Origin of the sequence: Paenibacillus sp. 2003 (assembly GCF_031455635.1) — a bacterium.
Taxonomy (GTDB): Bacteria; Bacillota; Bacilli; order Paenibacillales; family Paenibacillaceae; genus Paenibacillus; species Paenibacillus amylolyticus_B.
Window position 1 is genome coordinate 827,883 of sequence record NZ_JAVDTB010000001.1, and the last position, 23,700, is coordinate 851,582.

General features: G+C 46.7%; 21 protein-coding genes. All 21 read left to right on the forward strand.

Annotated elements, in window-relative coordinates; genetic code table 11:
• Positions 1-16: 16 nt before the first annotated feature.
• The 21 genes from rnpM (at position 17) to sleB (ending at position 23,609) form a co-directional block, all read left to right on the forward strand.
• Positions 17-322 (forward strand): RNase P modulator RnpM, encoded by a 306-nt coding sequence (rnpM, locus tag J2X75_RS03860; RefSeq protein ID WP_310334405.1) that lies wholly within the window; start codon positions 17-19, stop codon positions 320-322.
• Positions 315-644: a L7Ae/L30e/S12e/Gadd45 family ribosomal protein gene (locus J2X75_RS03865; RefSeq protein WP_017689142.1), complete on the forward strand. Its 330-nt coding sequence runs from the start codon at positions 315-317 to the stop codon at positions 642-644. The genes rnpM and J2X75_RS03865 overlap by 8 nt, the downstream gene beginning before the upstream one ends.
• Positions 637-3,222, forward strand: a complete 2,586-nt coding sequence (infB, locus tag J2X75_RS03870; RefSeq protein ID WP_091031850.1) for a translation initiation factor IF-2 — start codon at positions 637-639, stop codon at positions 3,220-3,222. The genes J2X75_RS03865 and infB overlap by 8 nt, the downstream gene beginning before the upstream one ends.
• 25 nt (positions 3,223-3,247) lie before the next feature.
• On the forward strand, positions 3,248-3,607 hold the full coding sequence (gene rbfA / locus J2X75_RS03875) for a 30S ribosome-binding factor RbfA (RefSeq protein WP_017689140.1): 360 nt from the start codon (positions 3,248-3,250) through the stop codon (positions 3,605-3,607).
• Between the two features lie 19 nt (positions 3,608-3,626).
• The gene (locus tag J2X75_RS03880) at positions 3,627-4,604 is read left to right on the forward strand and encodes a DHH family phosphoesterase (RefSeq protein ID WP_310334407.1); all 978 of its coding nucleotides are present in this window, start codon (positions 3,627-3,629) and stop codon (positions 4,602-4,604) included.
• Complete coding sequence (gene truB, locus J2X75_RS03885) at positions 4,598-5,521, forward strand: tRNA pseudouridine(55) synthase TruB (RefSeq protein WP_124114090.1); 924 nt, start codon at positions 4,598-4,600, stop codon at positions 5,519-5,521. The genes J2X75_RS03880 and truB overlap by 7 nt, the downstream gene beginning before the upstream one ends.
• Before the next feature lie 73 nt (positions 5,522-5,594).
• Positions 5,595-6,533 carry a bifunctional riboflavin kinase/FAD synthetase gene (locus J2X75_RS03890; RefSeq protein ID WP_397383043.1) on the forward strand — a complete coding sequence of 313 codons (939 nt, stop codon included), beginning with the start codon at positions 5,595-5,597 and terminating at the stop codon, positions 6,531-6,533.
• Between the two features lie 159 nt (positions 6,534-6,692).
• Positions 6,693-6,962, forward strand: a complete 270-nt coding sequence (gene rpsO, locus J2X75_RS03895; protein WP_056700672.1) for a 30S ribosomal protein S15 — start codon at positions 6,693-6,695, stop codon at positions 6,960-6,962.
• Positions 6,963-7,221: 259 nt separating this feature from the next.
• Entirely contained in the window at positions 7,222-9,324 is a 2,103-nt protein-coding gene (gene pnp, locus J2X75_RS03900) for a polyribonucleotide nucleotidyltransferase (protein ID WP_091031843.1), read from the forward strand.
• A gap of 175 nt (positions 9,325-9,499) precedes the next feature.
• The gene (locus J2X75_RS03905) at positions 9,500-10,495 is read left to right on the forward strand and encodes a polysaccharide deacetylase family protein (RefSeq protein ID WP_124114091.1); all 996 of its coding nucleotides are present in this window, start codon (positions 9,500-9,502) and stop codon (positions 10,493-10,495) included.
• Between the two features lie 98 nt (positions 10,496-10,593).
• Positions 10,594-11,877 (forward strand): M16 family metallopeptidase, encoded by a 1,284-nt coding sequence (locus tag J2X75_RS03910; protein ID WP_062833834.1) that lies wholly within the window; start codon positions 10,594-10,596, stop codon positions 11,875-11,877.
• Entirely contained in the window at positions 11,837-12,283 is a 447-nt protein-coding gene (gene dut / locus J2X75_RS03915; RefSeq protein WP_017689132.1) for a dUTP diphosphatase, read from the forward strand. The genes J2X75_RS03910 and dut overlap by 41 nt, the downstream gene beginning before the upstream one ends.
• Before the next feature lie 157 nt (positions 12,284-12,440).
• Positions 12,441-13,340: a dipicolinate synthase subunit DpsA gene (gene dpsA / locus J2X75_RS03920; RefSeq protein WP_124114092.1), complete on the forward strand. Its 900-nt coding sequence runs from the start codon at positions 12,441-12,443 to the stop codon at positions 13,338-13,340.
• Complete coding sequence (locus J2X75_RS03925; RefSeq protein WP_062833836.1) at positions 13,337-13,933, forward strand: dipicolinate synthase subunit B; 597 nt, start codon at positions 13,337-13,339, stop codon at positions 13,931-13,933. The genes dpsA and J2X75_RS03925 overlap by 4 nt, the downstream gene beginning before the upstream one ends.
• Before the next feature lie 300 nt (positions 13,934-14,233).
• The gene (gene dapG, locus J2X75_RS03930) at positions 14,234-15,451 is read left to right on the forward strand and encodes an aspartate kinase (RefSeq protein WP_017689129.1); all 1,218 of its coding nucleotides are present in this window, start codon (positions 14,234-14,236) and stop codon (positions 15,449-15,451) included.
• Positions 15,452-15,498: 47 nt separating this feature from the next.
• Complete coding sequence (dapA, locus tag J2X75_RS03935) at positions 15,499-16,377, forward strand: 4-hydroxy-tetrahydrodipicolinate synthase (RefSeq protein WP_124114093.1); 879 nt, start codon at positions 15,499-15,501, stop codon at positions 16,375-16,377.
• Positions 16,378-16,853: 476 nt separating this feature from the next.
• A complete protein-coding gene (locus tag J2X75_RS03940) occupies positions 16,854-18,533 on the forward strand; it encodes a ribonuclease J (protein ID WP_076208870.1) in 1,680 nt (559 codons plus the stop codon).
• 220 nt (positions 18,534-18,753) lie between these two features.
• A complete protein-coding gene (locus J2X75_RS03945; protein ID WP_223869123.1) occupies positions 18,754-19,527 on the forward strand; it encodes a ClpP family protease in 774 nt (257 codons plus the stop codon).
• Positions 19,524-19,754 carry a YlzJ-like family protein gene (locus tag J2X75_RS03950; protein ID WP_036670404.1) on the forward strand — a complete coding sequence of 77 codons (231 nt, stop codon included), beginning with the start codon at positions 19,524-19,526 and terminating at the stop codon, positions 19,752-19,754. Before J2X75_RS03945 ends, J2X75_RS03950 begins: the two co-directional genes overlap by 4 nt.
• Before the next feature lie 90 nt (positions 19,755-19,844).
• The gene (locus J2X75_RS03955; RefSeq protein ID WP_310334417.1) at positions 19,845-22,583 is read left to right on the forward strand and encodes an FtsK/SpoIIIE family DNA translocase; all 2,739 of its coding nucleotides are present in this window, start codon (positions 19,845-19,847) and stop codon (positions 22,581-22,583) included.
• A 198-nt stretch (positions 22,584-22,781) separates the two neighbouring features.
• Positions 22,782-23,609: a spore cortex-lytic enzyme gene (gene sleB / locus J2X75_RS03960; RefSeq protein WP_310334419.1), complete on the forward strand. Its 828-nt coding sequence runs from the start codon at positions 22,782-22,784 to the stop codon at positions 23,607-23,609.
• Positions 23,610-23,700: the final 91 nt, after the last annotated feature.

Below are 23,700 nucleotides of genomic sequence, written 5' to 3' on the forward strand. Positions count from 1 at the left end.
CGGGGGGCGCTGACGTATGAAACCAAAAAAAGTGCCGCTGCGCAAATGTGTGGCATGCCAAGAAATGATGCCCAAAAAGCAGCTGATTCGCATTGTTAAAACGCCAGAGGATGAAGTGCTGATCGATTTGACTGGCAAAAAATCCGGACGTGGTGCCTATTTATGCGGCAAAGAGTCCTGTTTTAAGCTCGCACTCAAAAACCGGGCTTTGGATCGGGCGTTAAAAGGCAAAGTCTCACCTGAAATTTACGAGCAATTATCAGCTGACTTCATCGCGGTTGAGGATGAATTCAAAGCAGCACAGGAGCGTGAACATGACTAATATTAAAACGCTGTCTTATTTGGGACTCTCTATGCGTGCAGGTAAACTTGTAACAGGTGAAGAAATTGTACTTAAAGCGATCCGTTCTTCCGAAGCTAAAATGGTTATTGTTGCGGGTGACGCCTCAGCCAATACACAAAAGAAATTTCGCGATAAATGCGGAACTTATAAGGTTCCTCTGTTGATCGGATTTGACCGGGATAGTCTGGGTTCAAGTATCGGCAAAGACACGCGTGTTGTTCTTGCAGTAACGGATCGAGGGTTTGCAAAAATGATCTCCAAGCAAGTCGGTATAATGTCGGAGGTGGAGTATATTGAGTAAACAGGAAAACAAGGATAAATTGCGAGTTTATGAATATGCGAAGTCCCTTAATATGAGTAGTAAAGAAATTATAACCATTCTTAAAAAGCTGGAAATTCCCGTAAACAATCATATGAGTGTCATGGAGAATGGTTCAGTCGGTAAGGTGGAACAATTTTTTAAAGATATAAAATCCACTGCTGCTTCGAAACAAGGCAACGATGCAAAACCAGTTGCTACTTCGGCAGTGCGCAGTGACAAACCAGTGGACAGCAACAAGCCGGCCGGCGGAGTGAACACGCCGAAGAGCAGTAACCCATCCGGTAGTCCCGTACAAACAAAAATACAACAGGAAAAGCAGGTAGGTATGAACAATAGACCAAATTCCAACAATAACAATGGCACCCAAAGACCCAGCGGCCAAGACAGCCGCAACAGAACGAACTCTTCCCAAGGCTCAAGCCAAGGAGGACAATCAACTAACCGTCCAAGACCAGCTCAAGGTGGACAAAGCAGTACTGCATCCCGTCCGCAAGGATCGGGTCAACGTCCAAATAACAGCGGTGGCGGTCAAGTAAGAACTTCAGGACCTAACAGCGGTGGTAATACAGGTACTGCTGGCAACCGTAGCGGTGGCCAAGGTCAGAGCCAAGGACAAGGCCAACGTCGAAGCGGCCCAGGTGGTACTACTGGCAGCAACAACAATAGTGGTAACCGTTCGAACAGCGGTGGCGGTGGACGTCGTTATGATGACAACCGTGGCGGCAACTTCCGTGGTAACCGTGGTGGCAAGAACAACCGCAACAGAAATCAACAACAGTACCAACAACGTGAGAAAATTGATAACACACCTAAGAAAATCATCGTTCGTGGTGATATGACTGTAGGTGAAACAGCGAAGTTGCTCCATAAGGATGCTTCCGAAGTTATCAAAAAGCTCATCGCTATGGGCGTTATGGCAACAATCAACCAAGAGCTTGATATCGAAACGATCCTTCTGCTTTCAGGTGAATTCGGTGTTGAGGTTGAAGTGAAGATTGTGCTTGAAGATGACCGTTTTGAAACACTGGAAGAGAATGATGATGCTGCTGACTTGCAAGCTCGTCCTCCGGTAGTTACAATCATGGGTCACGTTGACCATGGTAAAACAACTTTGCTGGATGCCATTCGTTCCACGAATGTAACAGGCGGCGAAGCAGGCGGAATCACGCAACATATTGGTGCATACCAAGTCGAAATCAACAACAAAAAAATTACGTTCCTGGATACTCCGGGTCATGAAGCGTTTACAGCGATGCGTGCACGTGGAGCACAGGTTACGGATATTACAATTATTGTTGTAGCTGCCGATGACGGTGTTATGCCACAAACGGTTGAGGCAATTAACCATGCCAAAGCTGCGGGGCTTCCAATTATCGTGGCTGTCAATAAAATTGACAAACCGGGCGCTGATCCGGATAAAGTAAAACAAGAATTGACTAACTATGAACTCGTTCCGGAAGAGTGGGGCGGAGATACCATCTTTGTTAACGTATCAGCAAAACAAAGAATGGGTCTGGAAGGTCTGCTTGAAATGATTCTGCTCGTTGCAGAAGTGAACGAATACAAAGCGAACCCGGACAAACGTGCCCGTGGTACAGTGATTGAAGCCGAGCTGGATAAAGGACGTGGCCCAGTTGCACGTATCCTCGTACAGCACGGTACATTGAAAGTCGGCGATGCTTTCGTAGCAGGTAACTGCTTCGGTCGTGTCCGTGCGATGGTCAATGACAAAGGTCGTCGTCTGAAAGAGGCTGGACCTTCAACACCTGTAGAAATCACAGGTTTGACTGAAGTTCCAGGTGCGGGAGATCCATTCATGGTGTTTGAAGATGAGCGCAAAGCGCGTTCCATCGCTGACAAACGTGCGATTACGCAACGTGAATCCGATCTGGGTACACATACTCGCGTAACGTTGGATGATCTGTTCCAACACATCAAAGATGGCGAGATCAAAGATCTGAACGTAATCATCAAAGGTGACGTACAAGGTTCGGTTGAAGCATTGAAAGGTTCCCTTGCGAAGATCGAAGTTGAAGGTGTACGCGTGAAAATCATTCATAGCGGCGCTGGTGCAATCACTGAGTCCGACATCATTTTGGCGGCAGCATCCAATGCCATCGTGATTGGTTTCAACGTTCGTCCTGATAACCAGGCGAAAGCAACTGCAGATCAAGAGCAGGTAGACATTCGTCTGCATCGCGTAATCTACAGTGTTATCGAAGAAATTGAACAAGCGATGAAAGGTATGCTTGATCCGATCTACAAAGAAAAAGTTATCGGTCATGCTGAAGTTCGGAGCACGTTCTCCATCAGTAAAGTGGGTACCATCGCTGGTTGTATGGTTACCTCGGGTAAAATTACGCGTTCTGCGGAAGCACGCCTGATTCGTGATGGCATTGTCCTTTACGAAGGTAAGCTGGATTCCCTGAAACGTTATAAAGATGATGCCAAAGAAGTAGCACAAGGTTACGAGTGCGGTATCACACTTGATAAATATAATGATCTCAAAGAAGGCGACGTTATCGAAGCTTTCATTATGGAGACAGTACAACGATAAGCAAGGAAGCATGAGGTGAACAACGATGGCTAAGATTCGTACAGGTAGAGTGGGCGAGCAGATCAAGAAAGAAATCAGTCTGCTCATCCAGTCTGAACTGAAAGATCCACGTATCGGCTTTATTACGGTAACGGGAGTCGAAGTGACAGGAGACTTGTCGCAAGCCAAAGTTTATCTGAGTGTCTTCGGTGAACAGGAGCAAAAAGATAACACGCTCAAAGCTCTGGCAAAAGCAAATGGATTTTTGCGTTCCGAGCTGGGTAAACGTATCCGGTTCCGGCATGTTCCCGAATTGATATTTAAGATTGATGAATCCATCGCTTATGGCAGCCGAATTGAGAAGCTGCTTGGCGATATTGGTTCCGACAAGAACGAATCCCAGTAACAGAATAGAGGAGACGGCAATGCACACTTATGAACAGGCGCTCCAGGCCGGAAAGCAATTTCTGCTGGAGCATGATGATTACCTGGTCGTGTCGCATGTACAGCCGGACGGTGACGCAGTCAGCTCGACGGTAACGGTGGGCTGGCTGCTGTCATGTCTGGGTAAGACATTCACGATGATTAATGAAGGCGAAATCCCCGGGCGCATGCAATTTTTGTGGGAAGCAGGCAACATTGTGAACATGACCGAACAACCACTGCAGCGAAAATATAAAGCTGTTATCTGTGTGGATTGTGCAGACTTTGCCAGAGTAGGTTTGACACGTCATTATTTCGAAGACGATGCTGTTATTTTGAATATTGATCATCACCCTACAAATGACGGTTATGGTACAGTCAACATCATTAAGTCAGATGCTGCTGCAACGGCTGAAATTTTGTTCGATTTTCTTAACCTGTTCCAAGTAACATGGGATAAAGATGTTGCGACGGCAGTTTATACAGGATTGCTTACCGATACAGGTGGGTTCCGTTATGCCAACACCAGTCCAAATGTAATGACAACGGCATCCAGACTGCTTGAACATGGCGTGGATGGACCCTATCTCGCCCAGACTTTGTTGGAGCAGGTGACTCTTCCACAAGTTCGGATTTTGAATCAGGCACTATCAAGCCTGCGGATGACAGATGATGGAAAGATAGCCTGGGTTGTTATTACACCAGATGATATGGTCGCTTGTGGAGCAGCTAATGAAGATCTTGAAGGGGTAGTGAACTATCCGCGCAACATTCAGGGCGTGGAAGTTGGTATCTTTTTCAAAGTCATCAACGAGAATGCAGTCAAGGTTTCTTTGCGTTCAGCTGGTAAGATTGATGTTGCTGCACTAGCACAGACCTTTGGCGGAGGCGGGCATGTGCTTGCAGCCGGATGTCGTCTGGAAGGCAGACTTGATGATATTGTCGCAAAAGTACTGAAGCAGGTGAATTCACAATGGTAAAGCCATTTGAAGGTGTACTTCCGGTATATAAACCGGCGGGATTTACTTCTCATGATGTTGTAGCCAAAATGCGTCGCATTCTCAAAATGAAGCGCATTGGCCATACGGGCACACTTGACCCACAAGTTACAGGCGTTCTGCCGCTCTGTCTTGGACGGGCGACACGTGTGGTGGAGTACATGCAGGAGCTTCCGAAGGAATATCTGGCTACGCTTAGATTGGGACTGTCTACTGACACAGAGGATATGACAGGGGAAGTCATTGAGCGGGCTGAAACGACTGTGGAAGTAACACAGGAACAGGTTCAACAGGTGCTTGAGCAGTTTCTGGGCACGATCTCACAGGTACCACCTATGTATTCTGCGGTAAAGGTAGACGGCAAACGTCTTTATGAGCTTGCTCGTGAAGGTAAGACGGTAGAGCGTAAGAGCCGTGAGGTCACAATCTATGAGCTCGAACTTACAGGAATTGAGACTCAGGGTGAGACCACCGATATATCCTTCCGGGCCTTATGTTCAAAAGGTACCTATATTCGGACATTGTGTGTAGACATCGGCCGACAACTCGGATATCCATCGACCATGGTTCGACTGGAGCGTACGATATCGGCAGGTATCTCTGCAGATCGTTGTCTTCGTATTGAAGAAGTGGAACAACTTATGGCTGATGGGACTTTGGCGGAGGCGCTGATTCCTGTTGACGAGGCTATTGCTTCGATTCCGGCCCACAAGGTTGGAGAAGAACAGGCCAAAGGAGCACTTCAAGGACAGAAACTGTCTGCACGTCTTCTGGAACCCCCTGTAGAGCAACCTGGTTTGTTACGGTTGTATGCTCAGGATGATACGTTTCTGGGGATATTTGAACGGGATGAACTAAAACCAACGGTGAGGGCAGTTAAAGTCTTTTTGCCGGAATAAAGAGGTCTCGGGCTTGAAGCTGTTGTGGTGATGCTCAAGCTTGGCCTATCTAGTGAAATGCAGGTGAATGATTGTGAAAACCGTAATGCTAACCTATCCGCAGACGTTACATTCGACTGAGCTGAGCACACTTCCGCAAGTGCTTGCGATTGGTCAATTCGACGGACTGCATCTCGGACATGCAAGTGTCATTTTATCAGCTGTCCGCATTGCGCGGGAAACGGGCATGCAGGCAGCGGTCATGACCTTTCATCCACATCCGAAGGAAGTTATGCGCAAAGGGGATTACGAGGGTTATTTAACTCCCTTGAGAGATAAAGAAGACATCTTGGCAGGAATGGGCGTTGATGTACTTTATGTGGTGGAGTTCAATGAAGATTTCTCCCGGTTGACGCCACAACAATTCGTACAGGACCTGTTGATTCCTCTTCAGACACGAACAGCAGTGGTGGGTTTTGACTTCCGTTTCGGTCATAAGGGTGCAGGGGATGAACAGCTTCTTCGTACTTTGGGAGAAGGAGAGATGACGGTGGAAACCGTTCCTCCTTTCTTGTTAAATGGTGAAAAAGTGAGCAGTTCTCTCATTCGGGGCCTGTTGAAACGTGGGGAGATAGATGAAGCCAGTCAGTGGCTTGGTCGACCTTACAGCATTAGAGGAACCGTTATTCACGGGGAGAAGCGTGGACGAACGATTGGATTTCCTACAGCCAACCTTGAACTCACGGATCATTACGTTACCCCGTCGAAGGGTGTTTACGCTGTTCGTGTGCAGTATGGAGAACAGGAACTGCACGGCGTAATGAATCTCGGTGTGAAACCTACGTTTCACGAAAGCAGGATGAAACCTACGTTTGAAGTGCACCTGCTTGATTTTGACGGACACTTGTATGACCAGGAACTAAAGGTTGATCTCGTTCACTATATTCGTGCAGAACGAAAGTTTGACTCCATTGATGCATTGATTAGCCAGATTCGTGAAGATGCATTAACTGCCGGCCGCCTGTTATCTTAAAGGTTCTGGATTAAATGCATGTTTACATTTACTTTAACTAGGCAATTATGATATACTGTACTACGTTGTCGATTGAGACAACATTAACCTTGGCTTGGTTGCTTGCTCTCACCGGCGGTGACGAGGCTAATGGCGATTATATTGAAGGAGGTGAACAGGATGGCATTGACTCAAGAACGTAAACAACAACTGATCGACGAGCACAAAACTCACGAGTCCGATACAGGATCTCCAGAGGTGCAAGTTGCTATCCTTACGGAAAACATCAGAAGTTTGACAGACCACTTGCGTACGCATAAGAAAGACCACCACTCACGTCGTGGACTTTTGAAAATGGTAGGTCAACGTCGTAAGCTTTTGGCTTACGTGAAAAACAAAGATGTTAAACGTTACAGCGCACTGATCGAAAAACTCGGATTGCGTCGTTAATTATCGTACATGTTTTCAAAACCAACCTGGCTGTTATCCGTCATTCTTTTGTCTAAAAGGACAAGCGGAACTTACAGCCGGGTTGTTTTGTAGATGAACATGTTGCCATATATTTGTAGATGGGGCTCCGTGAGGAGCTTTTGTTGTGCAGGTTAGCATGTTGAAAGTTCCATACATAGCTAATGAATGCAGGACAAGCAGGAAATACTGTAAATATGCAGAATCCATTGAATTAGGAACGAATAAAAGGAGGGGTTTCATGGAACAGCGTGTAGAAATGCAGCTTGGTGGAAGAAAGCTTACGTTTGAGACCGGGCGTTTGGCCAAGCAGGCTAATGCTGCCGTTAAGGTAACATACGGGGATACCGTGGTATTGTGTACCGTGACAGCATCAAGTGAGCCGAAAGATCTGGACTTTTTCCCATTAACGGTGAACTATGAAGAAAGATTGTACGCCGTAGGTAAAATTCCGGGTGGATTTATTAAACGTGAAGGCAGACCGAGTGAGAAAGCTATTCTTTCAAGCCGTCTGACAGACCGTCCAATTCGTCCATTGTTCCCGGAAGGCTTCCGGAATGATGTACAAGTTCTGAATATCGTTATGAGTGTGGACCAGGATTGCGAACCGCAAATCGCTGCAATGATCGGTACATCAGCAGCATTGAGCATTTCGGATGTTCCATTCAGCGGACCGATTGGTGGCGTGAAAGTTGGACGTATTGATGGCGAGTTCATCATTAACCCAACGATTGCACAGCTTGAAGTCAGTGAACTTGAGCTGGTGGTTGCAGGAACTAAGGATGCCATCATGATGGTTGAGGCTGAAGCAAACGAATTACCGGAAGAAGTAATGCTTGAAGCAATCATGTTTGGACATGACGAGATCAAAAACATTGTTGCGGTAATCGAACAACTCGTGCAAGTTGCTGGTAAAGAAAAAATGGCTGTTAAGTTGCATGCCGTTAATGCTGAAGTCAACAGCAGTGTGCGTGATTTCGCAAGTGCTCGTCTGGTTGAAGCCGTTAAAATTGCCGAGAAGCATGCTCGTCAAGATGCAATCGATCTAGTGAATGACGAAACTGTTGCTCACTTTGAAGAGAAATATATTGAAAGTCCTGAATTGCTTAAAGACGTGAAGGAAGTCCTGCACGATATCGTTAAAGAAGAAGTGCGCCGTCTGATCACACATGATAAAGTTCGTCCGGATGGACGTGGACTTGCTGAGATTCGTCCAATTGAATGTGATACTTCCCTGCTGCCACGTACGCACGGTTCAGGTTTGTTCACACGTGGACAAACACAAGCACTTAGCATCTGTACCCTTGGTGCACTGGGCGATGTTCAGATTTTGGACGGAATCAGCCTTGAAGAAACGAAACGTTTCATGCATCACTATAATTTCCCACCATTCAGCGTAGGTGAAGCTCGTCCATTACGTGCTCCAGGCCGTCGCGAAATCGGACATGGTGCTCTGGGTGAGCGTGCGCTTTCCAAAGTCATCCCTTCCGAAACAGACTTCCCATACACGATTCGTCTCGTATCTGAAGTTCTGGAATCCAACGGTTCAACTTCCCAGGCAAGTATCTGTGCCAGCACACTAGCTATGATGGATGCAGGTGTACCAATCAAAGCTCCAGTTGCGGGTGTAGCTATGGGTCTGATCAAAGATGGAGATCATGTATCCATTCTGAGTGATATTCAAGGTATGGAAGATCACCTCGGTGATATGGACTTCAAAGTAGCCGGAACACCTGAAGGTGTAACTGCGATTCAAATGGACATCAAAATTGATGGTATTGATCGTCAAATTTTGTCTGAAGCATTGGCTCAAGCCAAAGAAGGTCGTTTGCACATCTTGAGCAAAATGACTGAAGTGATGAATACGCCACGTGAGCAGTTATCACAATATGCACCTAAAATTACAACGATGCATATCAATCCGGACAAAATCCGTGATGTGATCGGTGCAGGTGGTAAAATTATCAATAAAATCATCGAAGAAACCGGTGTTAAAATTGATATTGAACAGGATGGACGTGTCTTTATCGCTTCTTCCAACCAGGAGATGAATGATAAAGCCAAAGCGATCATCGAAGGTATTGTGCGCGAAGTATTGGTCGGCGAGATTTATGTCGGCAAAGTAAAACGCGTAGAGAAATTCGGTGCATTCGTTGAAGTACTTCCGAACAAAGAAGGTCTGGTACACATCTCGCAACTGTCAACTGAACGTGTTGCCAAAGTGGAAGATGTTGTAGCTATCGGTGATTCCATTACGGTAAAAGTAACGGAAATTGACCCACAAGGTCGAATCAACTTGTCCCGTAAAGCAGTTTTGACTGCTGAAGCTCCGGCTCAATCCTAGGATACCGAAGCGACAGGTTATAAATGGATAGATTGAATGAAGAGACAGAATGTGAATTTCTGGCTCTTTTTTTAACGTTTAAATATGTAAAGCAAGGATGAAACCATGGCTTAGCATTCATATTTTTGCCCTTGTCCTCATATGATGGGGACAAAGACGGCGGGAGGATGGAGCTGTGGGAAACCAATCCAAAAAGCTGGCGGCTGTTCTGGCGGGTGTGACTGCGGTCATATTGATCGGACAAGTTGGCAGTGTACGTACATACATTACGGAGATCCGTGATGGACCAGGTACGCAAAATGCTTTTGACATGTTTAAGGAGGCAACTGGAGAAGATGCGCTGTTGTCTGCGATTCGGGATAAAGCGGCTGAAACGAAAATTGCTCCGGTGAATGCCAGAGTGGATCGGGTATGGAAAGCAATTCCTGGTTATAATGGCATTGAGATTGATGTGGAAGCGACATACCGTAAGGCGCTGAGTGGAACGTTGAATACCAAAATAGCGTATGTCTACCGTCAGATTGAGCCGGAGATTCAGCTTAAAGATTTGGGTGCACATCCGATCTATCGGGGCAATGCAAACAAACCGATGGTTTCTTTTATGATTAATGTGGCCTGGGGGAACGAGTACATTAAACCGATGCTGGATACGCTTGATGCCGAGAAAGTGAAGGCTACTTTTTTTCTGGATGGAAGTTGGTTAAGCAAAAACGTTGAACTGGCCAAAGAAATTCAGAAACGTGGGCATGAGATGTCCAACCATGCATATTCTCACCCTAATATGAGTCGATTGAGCGCAGAACGGGCCAAGCTGGAAATTAGCAAAACCCAGGATCTGCTCCATAAAACACTGGGCGTAGAGAATCGTTGGTTTGCTCCGCCTTCCGGTGACTTTAATCAAAAGACCGTTGACATTGCTTCATCCATGGGACTGCAAACCGTGTTATGGACAGTAGATACTGTGGATTGGCGTAAGCCAAGCCCGGATGCCGTTGTTGCCAAAATTGCGAAAAATACCGAGGCAGGCACGTTAATTCTAATGCACCCTACAGCTGCTTCTTCGGGAGCTCTAAAGGGCATGATTCAATCCATACGGGCCAAAGGTTTGGTGCTCGGAACAGTAAGTGAGACGCTGTCTTCGGAACGTGTAAATACCTCTGCGGTTGAGTGAACGTTGTTTTTTTGTTAATATCAAACAGTTGGAACCAAATGTCGATTTCAATTTCAAGGTTGAGATCAAGGCAATTATAGAGATGTAGGAGGGCCACCATGAAAAAAATTCAGCTGGGCAATGGCCTCAGAGTTGTCATGGAACAGATACCGACCTGCCGTTCTGTGTCTTTCGGAATATGGGTCAAGACAGGTTCGCGCAATGAGCAACCTGCAAGTAACGGAGTATCACATTTTATTGAACACATGTTGTTCAAAGGAACAGATCGTTATGATGCCAAGGCGATTGCGGAGCAGTTCGATGCGATCGGTGGTAACGTGAACGCGTTCACTTCCAAAGAATACACGTGTTATTATGCTAAAGTGTTGGATGAACATTTGCCGATTGCGGTTGATGTATTGTCTGATATGTTTTTCCGCTCCAAAATGGATGATGGTGAATTGATCAAGGAGAAAAATGTCATTCTGGAAGAAATCTCGATGTATGAAGATACGCCTGATGATATGGTTCATGATCTGATGGCCTTGGCCGCCTATGGTGAGCATCCACTCGCATACCCAATCCTGGGTACGGAAGAACGTCTCAAAGCGATGGATTCCAGTCATCTGCGTGCATATATGAAGGAGCACTACACGATTGAGAACACAGTCATTAGTATCGCGGGTAATATTGATGACAGTGTAATCGATCTGATGGAGAAACATTTTGGTGCTTTTGATGTAAATGGAGTAACCGAAGCAGTCACGATGCCAGCCTTCCAAAGCGGACAGCTCTTTCACAAAAAGAAAACGGAACAGAATCATATCTGTATTTCGTTCCCGGGCTGTAAAATCGGAGATCCCCTGCAATTCGCTATGGTTGTTCTGAATAACGCCATTGGTGGAGGCATGAGCTCCAGACTGTTCCAGGAAATTCGTGAGAAACGGGGTCTTGCGTACTCCGTGTATTCCTATCATAGCTCTCATGCGGACAGCGGACTTTTCACGATATATGCGGGTACAGCACCGAAACAGACCAAAGAAGTGCTTGATCTGACCAAAGAGGTTCTGCGCGACCTGGCTGTAAACGGCTTGTCCGAAGATGAACTTCGTAAAGGAAAAGAACAGCTGAAAGGCAGCTTGATTCTGAGCTTGGAAAGCACAGGCAGTCGCATGAATCGTCTGGGTAAAAACGAACTCATGCTGGGCAGACACCATACGCTGGATGAGATGATCACCAAAATTGAGCAAGTTACCATGGACGATATTAACGCGGTACTTGATCTGATGTTTGCTGAACCTTTTGCACTTGCTATGGTTGGCGCTTCAGATAAGACGATCGCTGGATTGAGAAGGGATGATTTTGTTGCATTACGTTCAAATACAGAAACTGCCGGGCAATGAAGATATTAAACTGCCTCAAAAAATGTCGGAGCTGGCATCCGGCTTTGATGTAGTAGCTGCACTTCAGGAAGATGTTGTGTTGCAGCCGGGTCAGCGTACGCTGATTCCTACCGGACTTGCGATGGCAATGCCAGCTGGATTGGAAGCACAGATCCGTCCTCGGAGCGGACTGGCTTTCAAACATGGAATTACCTGCCTCAACACACCGGGGACCATTGATGCGGATTATCGCGGAGAAGTTAAAGTTCTGTTGATTAATCTGGGTCAGGAACCGTTCACGATTGTACGGGGAGAGCGCATCGCACAGATCGTCTTCCAGACCGTGCCTGCGGTTGAATTGACGGAAGTGAATGAACTTTCGGAAACGGTACGCGGTGAAGGCGGATTCGGTCATACCGGGAAATAAGCAGCGTAAATATACCCATTCTTTAGAGTCGCCCCTGACAGGGGCGGCTCTTTTTTACATTCGAGAAACGGAAGGTGGAATGCAATTATTGTTTTCACCCCCCTGTGGGCCCCTGCATACGATAAGGCATACATGTGGTGAAAGGAGTGACGTCCCGATGCTGACCGGAGTCCGGATTGTAGTCCTGGGCGGAGATGCGCGGCAGCTTGAAGTCATTCAAAAGTGCGCTGAGCTGGATGCAACGGTAAGTGTGGTGGGTTTCGATAAAATAGAGCGTTCCATTCCAGGGATTGAGCACCAGGAACTGGAGGACGAAGTGTTTGCTTCCGCAGATGTACTGGTACTGCCTGTCGTCGGTTGCGATGACCTGGGAAAAGTAAGTACTTCATTCAGTGACACACCGATCTATTTGAAAAAGGAACATATTGCAGCATTACCGGAGCATTGTATTGTGTTCACAGGTATGGCAAAGCCGTTCTTGCGCGAACTTTGTCTTGAAAATGGGCTGCGACTTGTTGAAGTACTTGATCGTGATGATATTGCACTTTACAACTCTATTCCAACAGCTGAGGGAGCCATCGCCATAGCTATTCGGGAGACGGACTTCACAATCCATGGTTCGGAATGCATTGTGCTTGGCATTGGTCGAACAGGATTCACAATGGCCAAAACATTGCAGGGACTTGGAGCAAATGTACGGGTGGGAATCAGGCGGGAAGAGGATGCTGCCCGCGCTACAATAATGGGCTGGAAGCCTTTCATGACAACGGATTTGGCCGCTCAAACCGGGGAAGTTGACTTGCTTTTTAATACGATACCGACTATGATAATCACAGCACAAATCCTGTCCAGAATGCCGCAAAAGGCTGTCATTATCGACCTCGCATCCGCTCCTGGCGGCTGTGATTTCAGGTATGCCGACAAACGCGGTATCAAAGCGCTACTTGCGCCTGGCCTCCCCGGCATTGTTGCTCCCAAAACGGCTGGCGGCATTATTGCCGACGCGTTGATCCGTTTGCTTTTGGAAGAACAGAACGCACGGGAGGTTAAATCATGAACTGGCAGGGAAAAACGGTAGGTTATGCAATTACGGGTTCTCATTGTACGTTTGAAGAGGTTATGCCGGTAATTAGCCGCTTCGTAGCTGAAGGTGCCAACGTCATTCCGATTATTTCGAATTCGGTTCTGACGACGGATACACGCTTTGGTACGGCGCAAAATTGGCAAAAACAGTTGAAAGATATAACAGGTAATGATATCATTTCTACAATTGTTGAAGCGGAGCCATTAGGGCCTTCCAAGCTGCTTGATGTGCTGGTTATTGCTCCATGCACAGGGAATACAACAAGCAAGCTGGCTAATGCGATGACCGACAGTCCAGTGCTAATGGCAGCCAAAGCGCAGATGCGCAATCAGCGTCCGCTTGTGCTCGCGATTTCCACGAATGACGGTCTGGGCTTGAATGCTGCGAATATCGCCAAATTGCTCGTGGCTAAATACTTGTATTTTGTGCCATTTGGGCAAGACGATCCAGTGAAAAAACCAAACTCGTTAGTCGCCAAAATGGAATTGATTCCAGAGGCTTGCTGGAGTGCTCTTGAGGGCAAACAGTTGCAGCCGATGATTGTGGAGCGTTCTTCACAGGCTTGATGGAACAATGATTCGGTGACAACGTTTATGCGCTTGGAGAAATGAAGAAGGGTTCGAGAGACAAAGAAAATCATGGGGGACGATATGCTGGATTGAACAGCTACTATGTCCACGTTCCTGTCTATAAGGCATTCCTGCTTGCGGGCAGTACAGGTTAAGCAAGCGGGAGAGGTCTATTGTGAATGTATGCGTCATGACCTCGATAACTGAAATTATCGCATCAGAACGCTCCCTAGAGTGATCCATTTGTTGATTTGACCCGTGTCCAGTCTTCTTGCGTACACAAATGGAGGAATAAAGATGCGTATCATGGTACAGAAATTCGGAGGCACGTCTCTCTCCACTGTTCAGGCGAGAGAGCATGTGCTCCGTCACGTTAAACGTGAACTTGAAGCAGGATTGAGTCTGGTCATCGTTGTGTCTGCGATGGGACGCCGCGGCGAGCCATATGCGACTGATACGTTGCTGGACTGGGCTGCACAGAACGGAAACGCACTATCCGCACGCGAAAAGGATTTACTGCTGTGCTGTGGTGAAATCATATCTGCGACAACATTGAGCAGTTTACTCGAACATGAAGGCATTCCAACTACAGTGCTGACCGGTGCACAAGCAGGTTTTGTGACGGACGACAATTTCGGGAATGCCCGGATATTGGATGTCCGTCCTGTTCGTGTGTTGGAGCAGCTTCAACTCGGCCGTGTCGTTGTTGTAACCGGATTTCAGGGGCAGACAGAGAACGGAGACTTCACGACACTGGGTCGTGGGGGAAGCGATACGTCTGCTACAGCTCTGGGTGCAGCATTACGTGCTGAAATGGTGGATATCTACACAGATGTGAACGGGATACTTACCGCTGATCCGCGAATTGTTGAGGATGCACGTCCACTGACTGTTGTGAGTTATGCAGAGATCTGTAACATGGCCCACCACGGGGCCAAGGTAATCCATCCACGTGCGGTTGAGATTGCGATGCAATCCCAGATTCCAGTAAGGGTAAGATCTACTTTTGCAGACACGGAAGGAACGCTGGTTACGCATCCGGAAGGATTCCAGGATGTGCAGACAGGCATTGTTGACCGTTATGTAACAGGCATCGCCTACGTGAGCAATGTAACGCAAATTACGGTGGATGTGCCTGGTGGTGCAGATCGATTGCAACTAAAAGTGTTCAAAACCATGGCTGAGAATTCAATCAGCGTTGATTTTATTAATGTTACCCCCTCGGGAGTTGTCTATACGGTTTTTGACAGTGATTCCGAGAAAGCCATACAGGTATTGCAGGAGATAGGTCTCAAGCCACAAAGCCTTTCCGGTTGTGCCAAAGTGTCCGTCATTGGCGGAGGCATTAATGGTGTACCTGGAATCATGGCTCGAATCGTGGAGTCCTTGACACTGGCAGACATTCAGATCCTGCAATCGGCAGATTCGAATACAACGATCTGGGTACTCGTAAAAAAAGAAGATATGGTTCAGGCCCTGAGGGCACTTCACGCCTCATTCGAACTTCATTTGTAAATAACTGAAGTTAGAGGAGCCAAACCTGTTTTGAAGGAGGAATCGAATTGGACTTTGGAAGATTGATTACAGCAATGGTCACTCCGTTCAATGAACAAGGAGAGATTCATTGGGAGGAAACGGCACGTCTAATCGACTATCTAATTGTAGATCAAAAGTCGGAGACGCTTGTGGTTTCTGGAACAACAGGGGAGTCTCCAACACTTAGTGATACTGAGAAAGTTCAATTATTCGAATTTGCAGTGAAACATGCGGCCGGTCGGTGCAAAATTATAGCCGGAACGGGAAGCAATAACACGGCACATTCCATCCATTTGACACAGGAAGCTGAACGTGCCGGAGTGGATGGCATATTGTTGGTTGTTCCGTATTACAACAAACCCAGCCAAGAAGGTTTGTTCAAACATTTTGAAGCGATTGCAGGCTCTACCAAGCTGCCAATTATGCTCTACAACGTGCCTGGACGTACAGTAACCAGCCTGTCAGCAGCGACAACGCTTCGTCTTGCACAGATTCCTAACATCGTCGCTACGAAGGAATGTGCGTCTATGGAGCAGGTTACTTTGATTGCAGCAAGTGCTCCAGAAAATTTCAGAGTTTATTCCGGTGATGATGCTTCAGGCTTACCAGCGATTGCGGTTGGAGCACATGGAATTGTCAGCGTGGCCAGTCATGTCGTAGGGGCAGAAATGAAGAAGATGATTGACGCCTTCTATGGCGGAGCACCTCTTCAGGCTGCTCAGATTCATCAGCAGTTGTTCCCGGTGTTCAAAGGCCTGTTTGAGTGTCCACAGCCTCTACCAAACCCTGTAGCGGTGAAATATGCGCTGACATTGCGTGGTCTAGACGTTGGTTCCGTACGGTTGCCACTTATTCCGCCAACGGAAGAGGAGCAGGTTTATATCAAAGGTTTGCTTAATTTGTAATCATTTTGGTTGTATATGGACTATTTTATTAATCATGGAAATATCCTTCAGATCAGCAAAAGAACCGCTCCTCTTCGTAGAGGCTGCGGTTCTTTTTTTTACGAGTAATGTGAGGTTTCTTTTCCACTGCCAAGGGGAAACCTACAGGTTAACGAGAGAGTGACTTGTTTTTTTTGTTTTTAATCATGTATAATGATGTCAAGTGACTGGGTGCGGTATTTTTTTGAAATTGAAAGCGACATCGTTTCGTGGTGTAGCTTTGCGGTGAAAAAGGAAGGAACGGCTAAGAGGGAATTTCAACTCCAACTTGTTGGTCAAAGGGAATAACTTCGAAGAACTTCTTCCAAATATCGTGAATAAAGGTGTTCTTTTGCATTCATCCCGATAGGTGGGTATGTGATGTATGGACTACTTTTCTTAACTTACAATAAATAATAAGGTACGACGTCCAACTACCATAGGAGGTTTAGATTCATTTGTCTAAGAAAAATAATAACGATAAACTGATGATTTTTGCTTTGGGCGGCGTAGGCGAGATTGGTAAAAACATGTACGTCATCCAATACGCCAACGACATTGTAGTCGTAGATGCTGGTCTTAAATTCCCGGAAGAAGATATGCTTGGTATTGATATTGTCATCCCTGACATTTCTTACCTGACTGAGAACCGTGACAAAGTAAGAGGAATCATCCTTACTCACGGACATGAAGATCACATTGGTGGTCTGCCATATGTTCTCAAACATCTGAATGTTCCTGTATACGGAACAAGACTTACGCTTGGACTTGTAGAAAACAAGTTGAAAGAAGCGAATCTGCTGGGTGAAACAAAACGTATTCTGATTGATGCTGATTCCGAGATCCAACTTGGATCTGTTCTGAAAGCATCGTTCTTCGCTACTAACCATAGTATTCCGGATTCTGTTGGTGTATGTGTCGAAACACCGGAAGGTGCAGTTGTTCACACAGGTGACTTCAAATTCGACCATACTCCAGTCAATGGTCAATATGCAGATCTTCAGCGTATGGCACAGATCGGAACAAATGGCGTGTTAGCGCTGTTGTCCGACAGTACGAATGCTGAGAAACCTGGATTCACACCATCGGAGAAAAATGTGGGTATCGTTCTGGAAGATATCTTCCGTAAAGCTAGTCAACGTGTTGTTGTAGCGACATTTGCTTCCAACGTACACCGTATCCAACAGGTGATCAATGCAGCAGAAGTGACTGGACGTAAAGTTGCAGTTATCGGACGGAGCATGGTGAACGTGGTTGGTATTGCTTCAGAACTGGGTTATCTTGAGATTCCGGATGGCATGATCATTGAACCTGAAGAAGTAGGCAAAATGGCTGCTGATCGTGTCGTGATTCTCTGCACAGGAAGTCAAGGCGAGCCAATGTCAGCATTGACACGTATGGCTCGTTCCACACACCGTAAAGTGGACATCCTGCCAGGCGACACCGTTATTATCGCAGCAACACCGGTTCCAGGTAATGAAAAATATGTAGGCCGTACGATTGATGAACTGTTCCGTCTGGGCGCTAACGTGCATTACAGCGGTGCTAACAGTGGTGTCCACGTATCTGGTCACGGTAGCCAGGAAGAGCTGAAACTGATGCTCAACCTGATGAAACCGAAATTCTTCTTGCCAATTCACGGTGAATTCCGTATGCAGCGTCGCCACGCGGTTCTTGCTGAATCTGTAGGGGTAGAACCTGAGAACATTTTCATCACGGATATCGGTGAAGTGATTGAAATTCAAGGTGGAGCAGCACGTAGAGCAGGTAAAGTTACTGCAGGTAATGTGTTGATTGACGGCTTGGGTGTAGGCGATGTGGGTAACATTGTACTTCGTGACCGCAAATTGTTGTCACAAGATGGTATCCTTGTTGTTGTGGTAACACTGAGCAAACAGGATGGAAAAATTGTTTCCGGTCCTGACATCATCTCTCGCGGATTTGTGTATGTACGTGAATCGGAAGGACTACTGGATGAGGCCAACCGGATCGTTAGCAGCACATTGCAGAAGTTGATGAGTGAGAACGTTAACGAGTGGGCTTCACTCAAAACAAATGTTAAAGATGCACTGGGACGCTTCCTGTATGAGCAAACTCGTCGTAGACCGATGATTTTGCCAATCATTATGGAAGTTTAAAATAGGCTAAACAAAAACATATATTCAGGCACACAGTCGCCCCTTCTCTACGAGTAATATTGGACGGTTCCTCGTAGAGAAGGGGCTTTTTTGCGTTTTCAGGAAGATCTGCAATAGGGTCAATATGTGAAGCAATTTGATGTAGCGGGTATAAGGCGGTTGGAAAAATCCCCATACTAAGGAAATACATTAAATGTTTCTGGAGAAGGGGATTATTGAAATGAATGAACGTATGAATGGCAAGCAGGCATCAAGATCCAATCAACCGGAAGTTGAAGCACCGGAGATTCCGATTCAGGAGGACAAGGCCATCTCTCCCGTGACAGAGACTATTCAGCAATTTGGGCAGACACAGTCGCCTGCAGGTGAATCGAATATTTTCTGTATGACCATTATTGGACAGGTCGAAGGGCATTTGATTTTGCCACCACAAAATAAAACAACAAAGTATGAGCATATCATTCCACAACTGGTGGCCGCAGAACAGAATCAGCGTATTGAAGGTATACTGATCATTTTGAACACGGTAGGGGGAGATGTAGAGGCGGGTCTGGCCATTGCAGAGATGATTGCTTCTCTGAGCAAACCTACGGTTACTGTGGTCATTGGAGGCGGGCATAGCATTGGAGTACCGATTGCTGTAGCTTCAACATATTCCCTCATTGCCGGAAGTGCAACGATGACGATCCATCCCATTCGGATGAATGGTCTTGTCATTGGTGTACCTCAAACGTTTGAGTATATGGAGAAAATGCAGGAGCGGGTTGTTCGGTTCGTGACTTCGCATTCGAATATCTCTGAAGAGATGTTCAAAGAACTGATGTTTAAGACCGGTGAGTTAAATCGGGATATTGGTACAGCTGTAGGAAGCGCAGATGCAGTGAAATATGGATTGATGGATGCGGTAGGCGGGATTGGGCAGGCTATTGCTCAGTTAAATCAGCTCATAGGAGACAAGAGACAGACCCTGCAGGCGGGAGGTTATACCCAATGACATTATATACAGTGATGCCCCCGGAACAACTCTGGTCGGGAATGTGGAAAGAGGGCGAAGATACAAAGGAGATCAAGATGAATGGTTTATTGATGCAGGTGAGACCTGTTAATGACAATGAAGCCGTTATTGTACGTTTGCTGGATTGTCCACTTGAAGCTTATCTCAATCCTGCTAATATGCCCGGTTCGACCATTCCGCTTTCGGGTAACTTGGGATCAGCATAACGCGACGAATTCAGACAAATTGAGCAGAAAAAGAACATATGTACGGATTATATTTGTATGGTATAATATTCTTCTGGGGGTGACCTGATTTTGGCCAGAAGAAAAAAGAGGAAAAAAAAGGGCGCTGGTTTTAGTGGCGTTTTAAAATATGAAATTTACGGGATTGTGCTTATTACCCTTGCTGTCATAGCATTATCGGGTGAAGCCACCGTTGGACGTTCGCTTTCCAAGATGTTCGGACTGATGCTTGGTAAGTTTTATTTTGCGATTCCACTTGTTGGTATTTATTATGGTCTCATGGTGATGATTCACCGGAAATGGCCGAGTGGCTGGACTACACGCAAAACAGGACTGGTATTGCTGGTCTTTGCTTTAACCTTGATGAGTACCGTCTCTGCAATGCACCAGAAACTCATTCCGGTTGGTGCGCTTGAGCCTGGTGCTGTGATTACGCAGGTACATAATGATATGCAAACTGAGTTGCTAACCCCTGCTGCGCCAGGGGAGAGGGACTCCATGCTTAACAAGGACATCAGCGGTGGTTATCTCGGAGCTGGGCAATTTGCTCTTTTCCTGTGGCTGTTCGGCAGCCTTGGGGCGAGACTCATCATGATTGTCATGTTTATCATCAGTTTTATGCTGATTACAAGTCTATCTTATGTGGATCTGATTCGAATATTCCGAACCAAGATCTGGGATGCCGGGAGTTCGATGTACAAGAAGCTGGAGTCGAGGCCTTCTGCACGTTCTGCTTCAGCATCTGATGGAAGGAAGAAAGGTAACGCTCGTAAAGTGGTGCCTGTTCCTGTTGAAGATGACGAAGACGAGTATGAGGATGAATTAGAGGAACAGCATCTGCCAAAACGAAAAGCGCCAATATTCTTCCAACTTTTCGGGAAATGGGGAGCTAATCGTGAACAGGCGACATCAGGACGTGAAATGGATGAGGTCGATTCGGCAGAAACAGAACAGATTGTGTACCGCGCCGAACAAGATCACAATGTAGAGGCGTGGCAGGATGCGACCGAAGACGTAGTGAACAAATCAGCTTCATCACGTGTTCCTGTTCAGGCTAAACCTAACTCAGCGCCGATCATTCGAGACTTTTTCGAGCACGTCAGAGCAGAAGAGGCAAGCATTGAAGATGATCTGGACGATGCTTATCCGTTCCCGGATGATCTGGCCGATCCAAACGTAGTACAACAGGGCGAGCATGCCATTAAAATAACGGATGAACTGGTTGAGACAGAGTGGTCTGCATCCGATGCGGGTACGAACGGATTGAATGCTGTGGATGAGATTCAGAGTGGAGAAGAAGTACCTAATGATGCAATGCAGGGAACAGATACTCCTACTCCTGAAGGGCAGGACACACAACCGGTGAAACCACCACCGCCACCTCCTAAGCCGTACAAGCTGCCGTCATTCCGTCTCCTTGCCAAGCCAAACAATGGGGGCAAGGCGGGTGACCAGAAGGATTATATGCAGACAGCACGCAAGCTGGAAGCTACACTGGAGAGTTTTGGTGTTCGCGCCAAGGTGCTTGAAGTGGTCCGGGGCCCTGCCGTTACAAGGTATGAAATTCAGCCTGATATTGGTGTTAAGGTCAGCAGGATTGTCAGCCTAACTGATGATATCGCGTTGGCTCTGGCGGCAAAGGATATTCGGATGGAAGCACCGATTCCCGGAAAGTCTGCTATTGGTATCGAAGTACCTAATGGTGAGGTATCGGTTGTAACGATGCGTGAGGTAATGGAGACGGCGACGTTCCAGGATGCAGAATCCAAAGTGACCATTGCATTTGGCCGAGATATCTCCGGACAGACGATTATTGGTAACTTGGCTCGTATGCCCCATTTGCTGGTCGCGGGTGCTACAGGTTCCGGAAAGTCGGTGTGTATTAACGGTATTATTACCAGCATATTGTACAAAGCCAAGCCGGATGAAGTGAAGTTCCTGATGGTCGACCCCAAGATGGTTGAGTTGAACGTATATAACGGAATTCCACATCTGATGGCGCCAGTAGTAACGGATCCTAAACGAGCGTCACTTGCTCTCAAAAAGATTGTGGTTGAGATGGAGAAACGATATGAACTGTTCTCCAAATCAGGCACGCGTAACGTCGAGGGTTACAATAATCTGATGAAAGATAATCCTGCGGCTGTTCTGCCTTATATCGTTGTCATTGTGGATGAGCTTGCAGATCTGATGATGGTTGCAGCCGGAGATGTGGAGGATGCCATTGCACGACTCGCTCAGATGGCTCGTGCAGCCGGCATCCATCTGATTATTGCCACACAGCGCCCTTCTGTTGACGTTATTACCGGGGTAATCAAGGCTAACATTCCATCGCGGATTGCCTTCGGTGTATCCTCACAAGTTGATTCCAGAACGATTCTGGATATGGGTGGGGCTGAGAAGCTGTTGGGTCGTGGAGACATGTTGTTCATGCCTATGGGCGCATCAAAACCGGTTCGTGTACAAGGTGCATTTATGAGCGATGAAGAAGTCGAGAATATTGTAAACTACGTACGTGGTCAAGGTGAAGCGCAGTATGATGAATCCATTGTACCTGAAGTGGATGATTCCATTCAGGCAGCAGATGAAGTACAGGATGAGTTATATGAGCAAGCTGTACAGATTATTTTGGAGGCAAAACAAGCTTCAGTCTCCCTGTTGCAACGTCGTATGCGGGTTGGTTACACACGTGCAGCGCGTTTAATTGACTCCATGGAAGCCCGGGGTGTAATTGGTCCTTATGAGGGCAGCAAACCAAGAGAAGTACTGGTTTCACTTGAACAGTATCAGCAGAATAAAATAAGCTCGTAGTGTAACATGTAACATGGTTAAAACGAATCGTTTAAGCCCTCAACCGTATTGGTTGAGGGCTTTTTGCTTGCTGAGCAGACTGAAGTTTTGCCATCTACTCCAAAGATCGGATGATTTGGTGCATAGGAAACAAGCAGGCTTGTCATAATAACCTTAGCGATTCTGTTAATCCCACAAGAGAAAGGTAGAGCACAGTCGATGCGAAAAATGAACCTATGGCTTTTCACTGCTATTTTGCTGATATCCGCATTGGGGATTCGTTATTTGCTTCCTGGGAATACAGCAACTGAAAGTTCAGCCGAGCGTACACCGCGGGTAGAAGAAAAGGCCTTGCCTACGTTTAGCAGCAATACAGTGAAATATGGAAGTTACGGTCAGGATGTATATGAGCTTCAGGGGCGTCTGAAGTACCTGGGATTTTACAATGGTAAAATCGACAGTAATTTTGGCAGCAGCACGCTGAAATCCGTCAAATGGTTTCAATCCGAGTTTGGCATGAAGGCAGACGGTGTGGTTGGAGCTGAGACCAAGCTCAAGCTGTACAATGCCTCAACCAAATGGTCGCCAACAGAGCCGCCGCTACACAAGGAATCCTCAGGTGGCGGTGGAGGCAGCAACAATACGGCAGATAAAGAGCAAGACAATATGGGATCTGCCAATGCACTTGGTCTCTCGGAGAATGAACTCAAGATTATGGCTAACGCAGTATATGGTGAAGCCCGAGGGGAACCGTTTGAAGGTCAAGTCGCAGTAGCAGCAGTAATTCTGAATCGCGTAAATTCACCAAGTTTTCCAAGTACGCCTTCTGGTGTGATTTTTCAACCAGGTGCATTTACGGCTGTAGCGGACGGACAGATCTATCTGGAACCGAACGCACAAGCCAAAAAGGCAGTTGAGCAGGCCTTAAATGGATGGGATCCGTCCGGTGGATGTCTCTATTATTTTAACCCGAAGACAGCAACATCCAAATGGATCTGGACCCGTCCACAAGTGAAAACAATCGGACAGCATATCTTTTGTATGTGATGATGTTGGAAGCAACCAGAAGGCGTGACTTCGGTTGCTTCTTGCCTTTTGAATGGGTTAAAATGGTTGTTACGTTTAGCTTAATACGATT

What these genes read in the sequence shown, in the direction of transcription:
- rnpM (WP_310334405.1), top strand. Translation starts at nt 17, where the DNA reads ATGAAACCAAAAAAAGTGCCGCTGCGCAAATGTGTGGCATGCCAAGAA.
- J2X75_RS03865 (WP_017689142.1), top strand. Translation starts at nt 315, where the DNA reads ATGACTAATATTAAAACGCTGTCTTATTTGGGACTCTCTATGCGTGCA.
- rbfA (WP_017689140.1), top strand. Translation starts at nt 3,248, where the DNA reads ATGGCTAAGATTCGTACAGGTAGAGTGGGCGAGCAGATCAAGAAAGAA.
- J2X75_RS03880 (WP_310334407.1), top strand. Translation starts at nt 3,627, where the DNA reads ATGCACACTTATGAACAGGCGCTCCAGGCCGGAAAGCAATTTCTGCTG.
- truB (WP_124114090.1), top strand. Translation starts at nt 4,598, where the DNA reads ATGGTAAAGCCATTTGAAGGTGTACTTCCGGTATATAAACCGGCGGGA.
- rpsO (WP_056700672.1), top strand. Translation starts at nt 6,693, where the DNA reads ATGGCATTGACTCAAGAACGTAAACAACAACTGATCGACGAGCACAAA.
- pnp (WP_091031843.1), top strand. Translation starts at nt 7,222, where the DNA reads ATGGAACAGCGTGTAGAAATGCAGCTTGGTGGAAGAAAGCTTACGTTT.
- J2X75_RS03910 (WP_062833834.1), top strand. Translation starts at nt 10,594, where the DNA reads ATGAAAAAAATTCAGCTGGGCAATGGCCTCAGAGTTGTCATGGAACAG.
- dpsA (WP_124114092.1), top strand. Translation starts at nt 12,441, where the DNA reads ATGCTGACCGGAGTCCGGATTGTAGTCCTGGGCGGAGATGCGCGGCAG.
- J2X75_RS03925 (WP_062833836.1), top strand. Translation starts at nt 13,337, where the DNA reads ATGAACTGGCAGGGAAAAACGGTAGGTTATGCAATTACGGGTTCTCAT.
- dapG (WP_017689129.1), top strand. Translation starts at nt 14,234, where the DNA reads ATGCGTATCATGGTACAGAAATTCGGAGGCACGTCTCTCTCCACTGTT.
- J2X75_RS03945 (WP_223869123.1), top strand. Translation starts at nt 18,754, where the DNA reads ATGAATGAACGTATGAATGGCAAGCAGGCATCAAGATCCAATCAACCG.
- J2X75_RS03950 (WP_036670404.1), top strand. Translation starts at nt 19,524, where the DNA reads ATGACATTATATACAGTGATGCCCCCGGAACAACTCTGGTCGGGAATG.
- sleB (WP_310334419.1), top strand. Translation starts at nt 22,782, where the DNA reads ATGCGAAAAATGAACCTATGGCTTTTCACTGCTATTTTGCTGATATCC.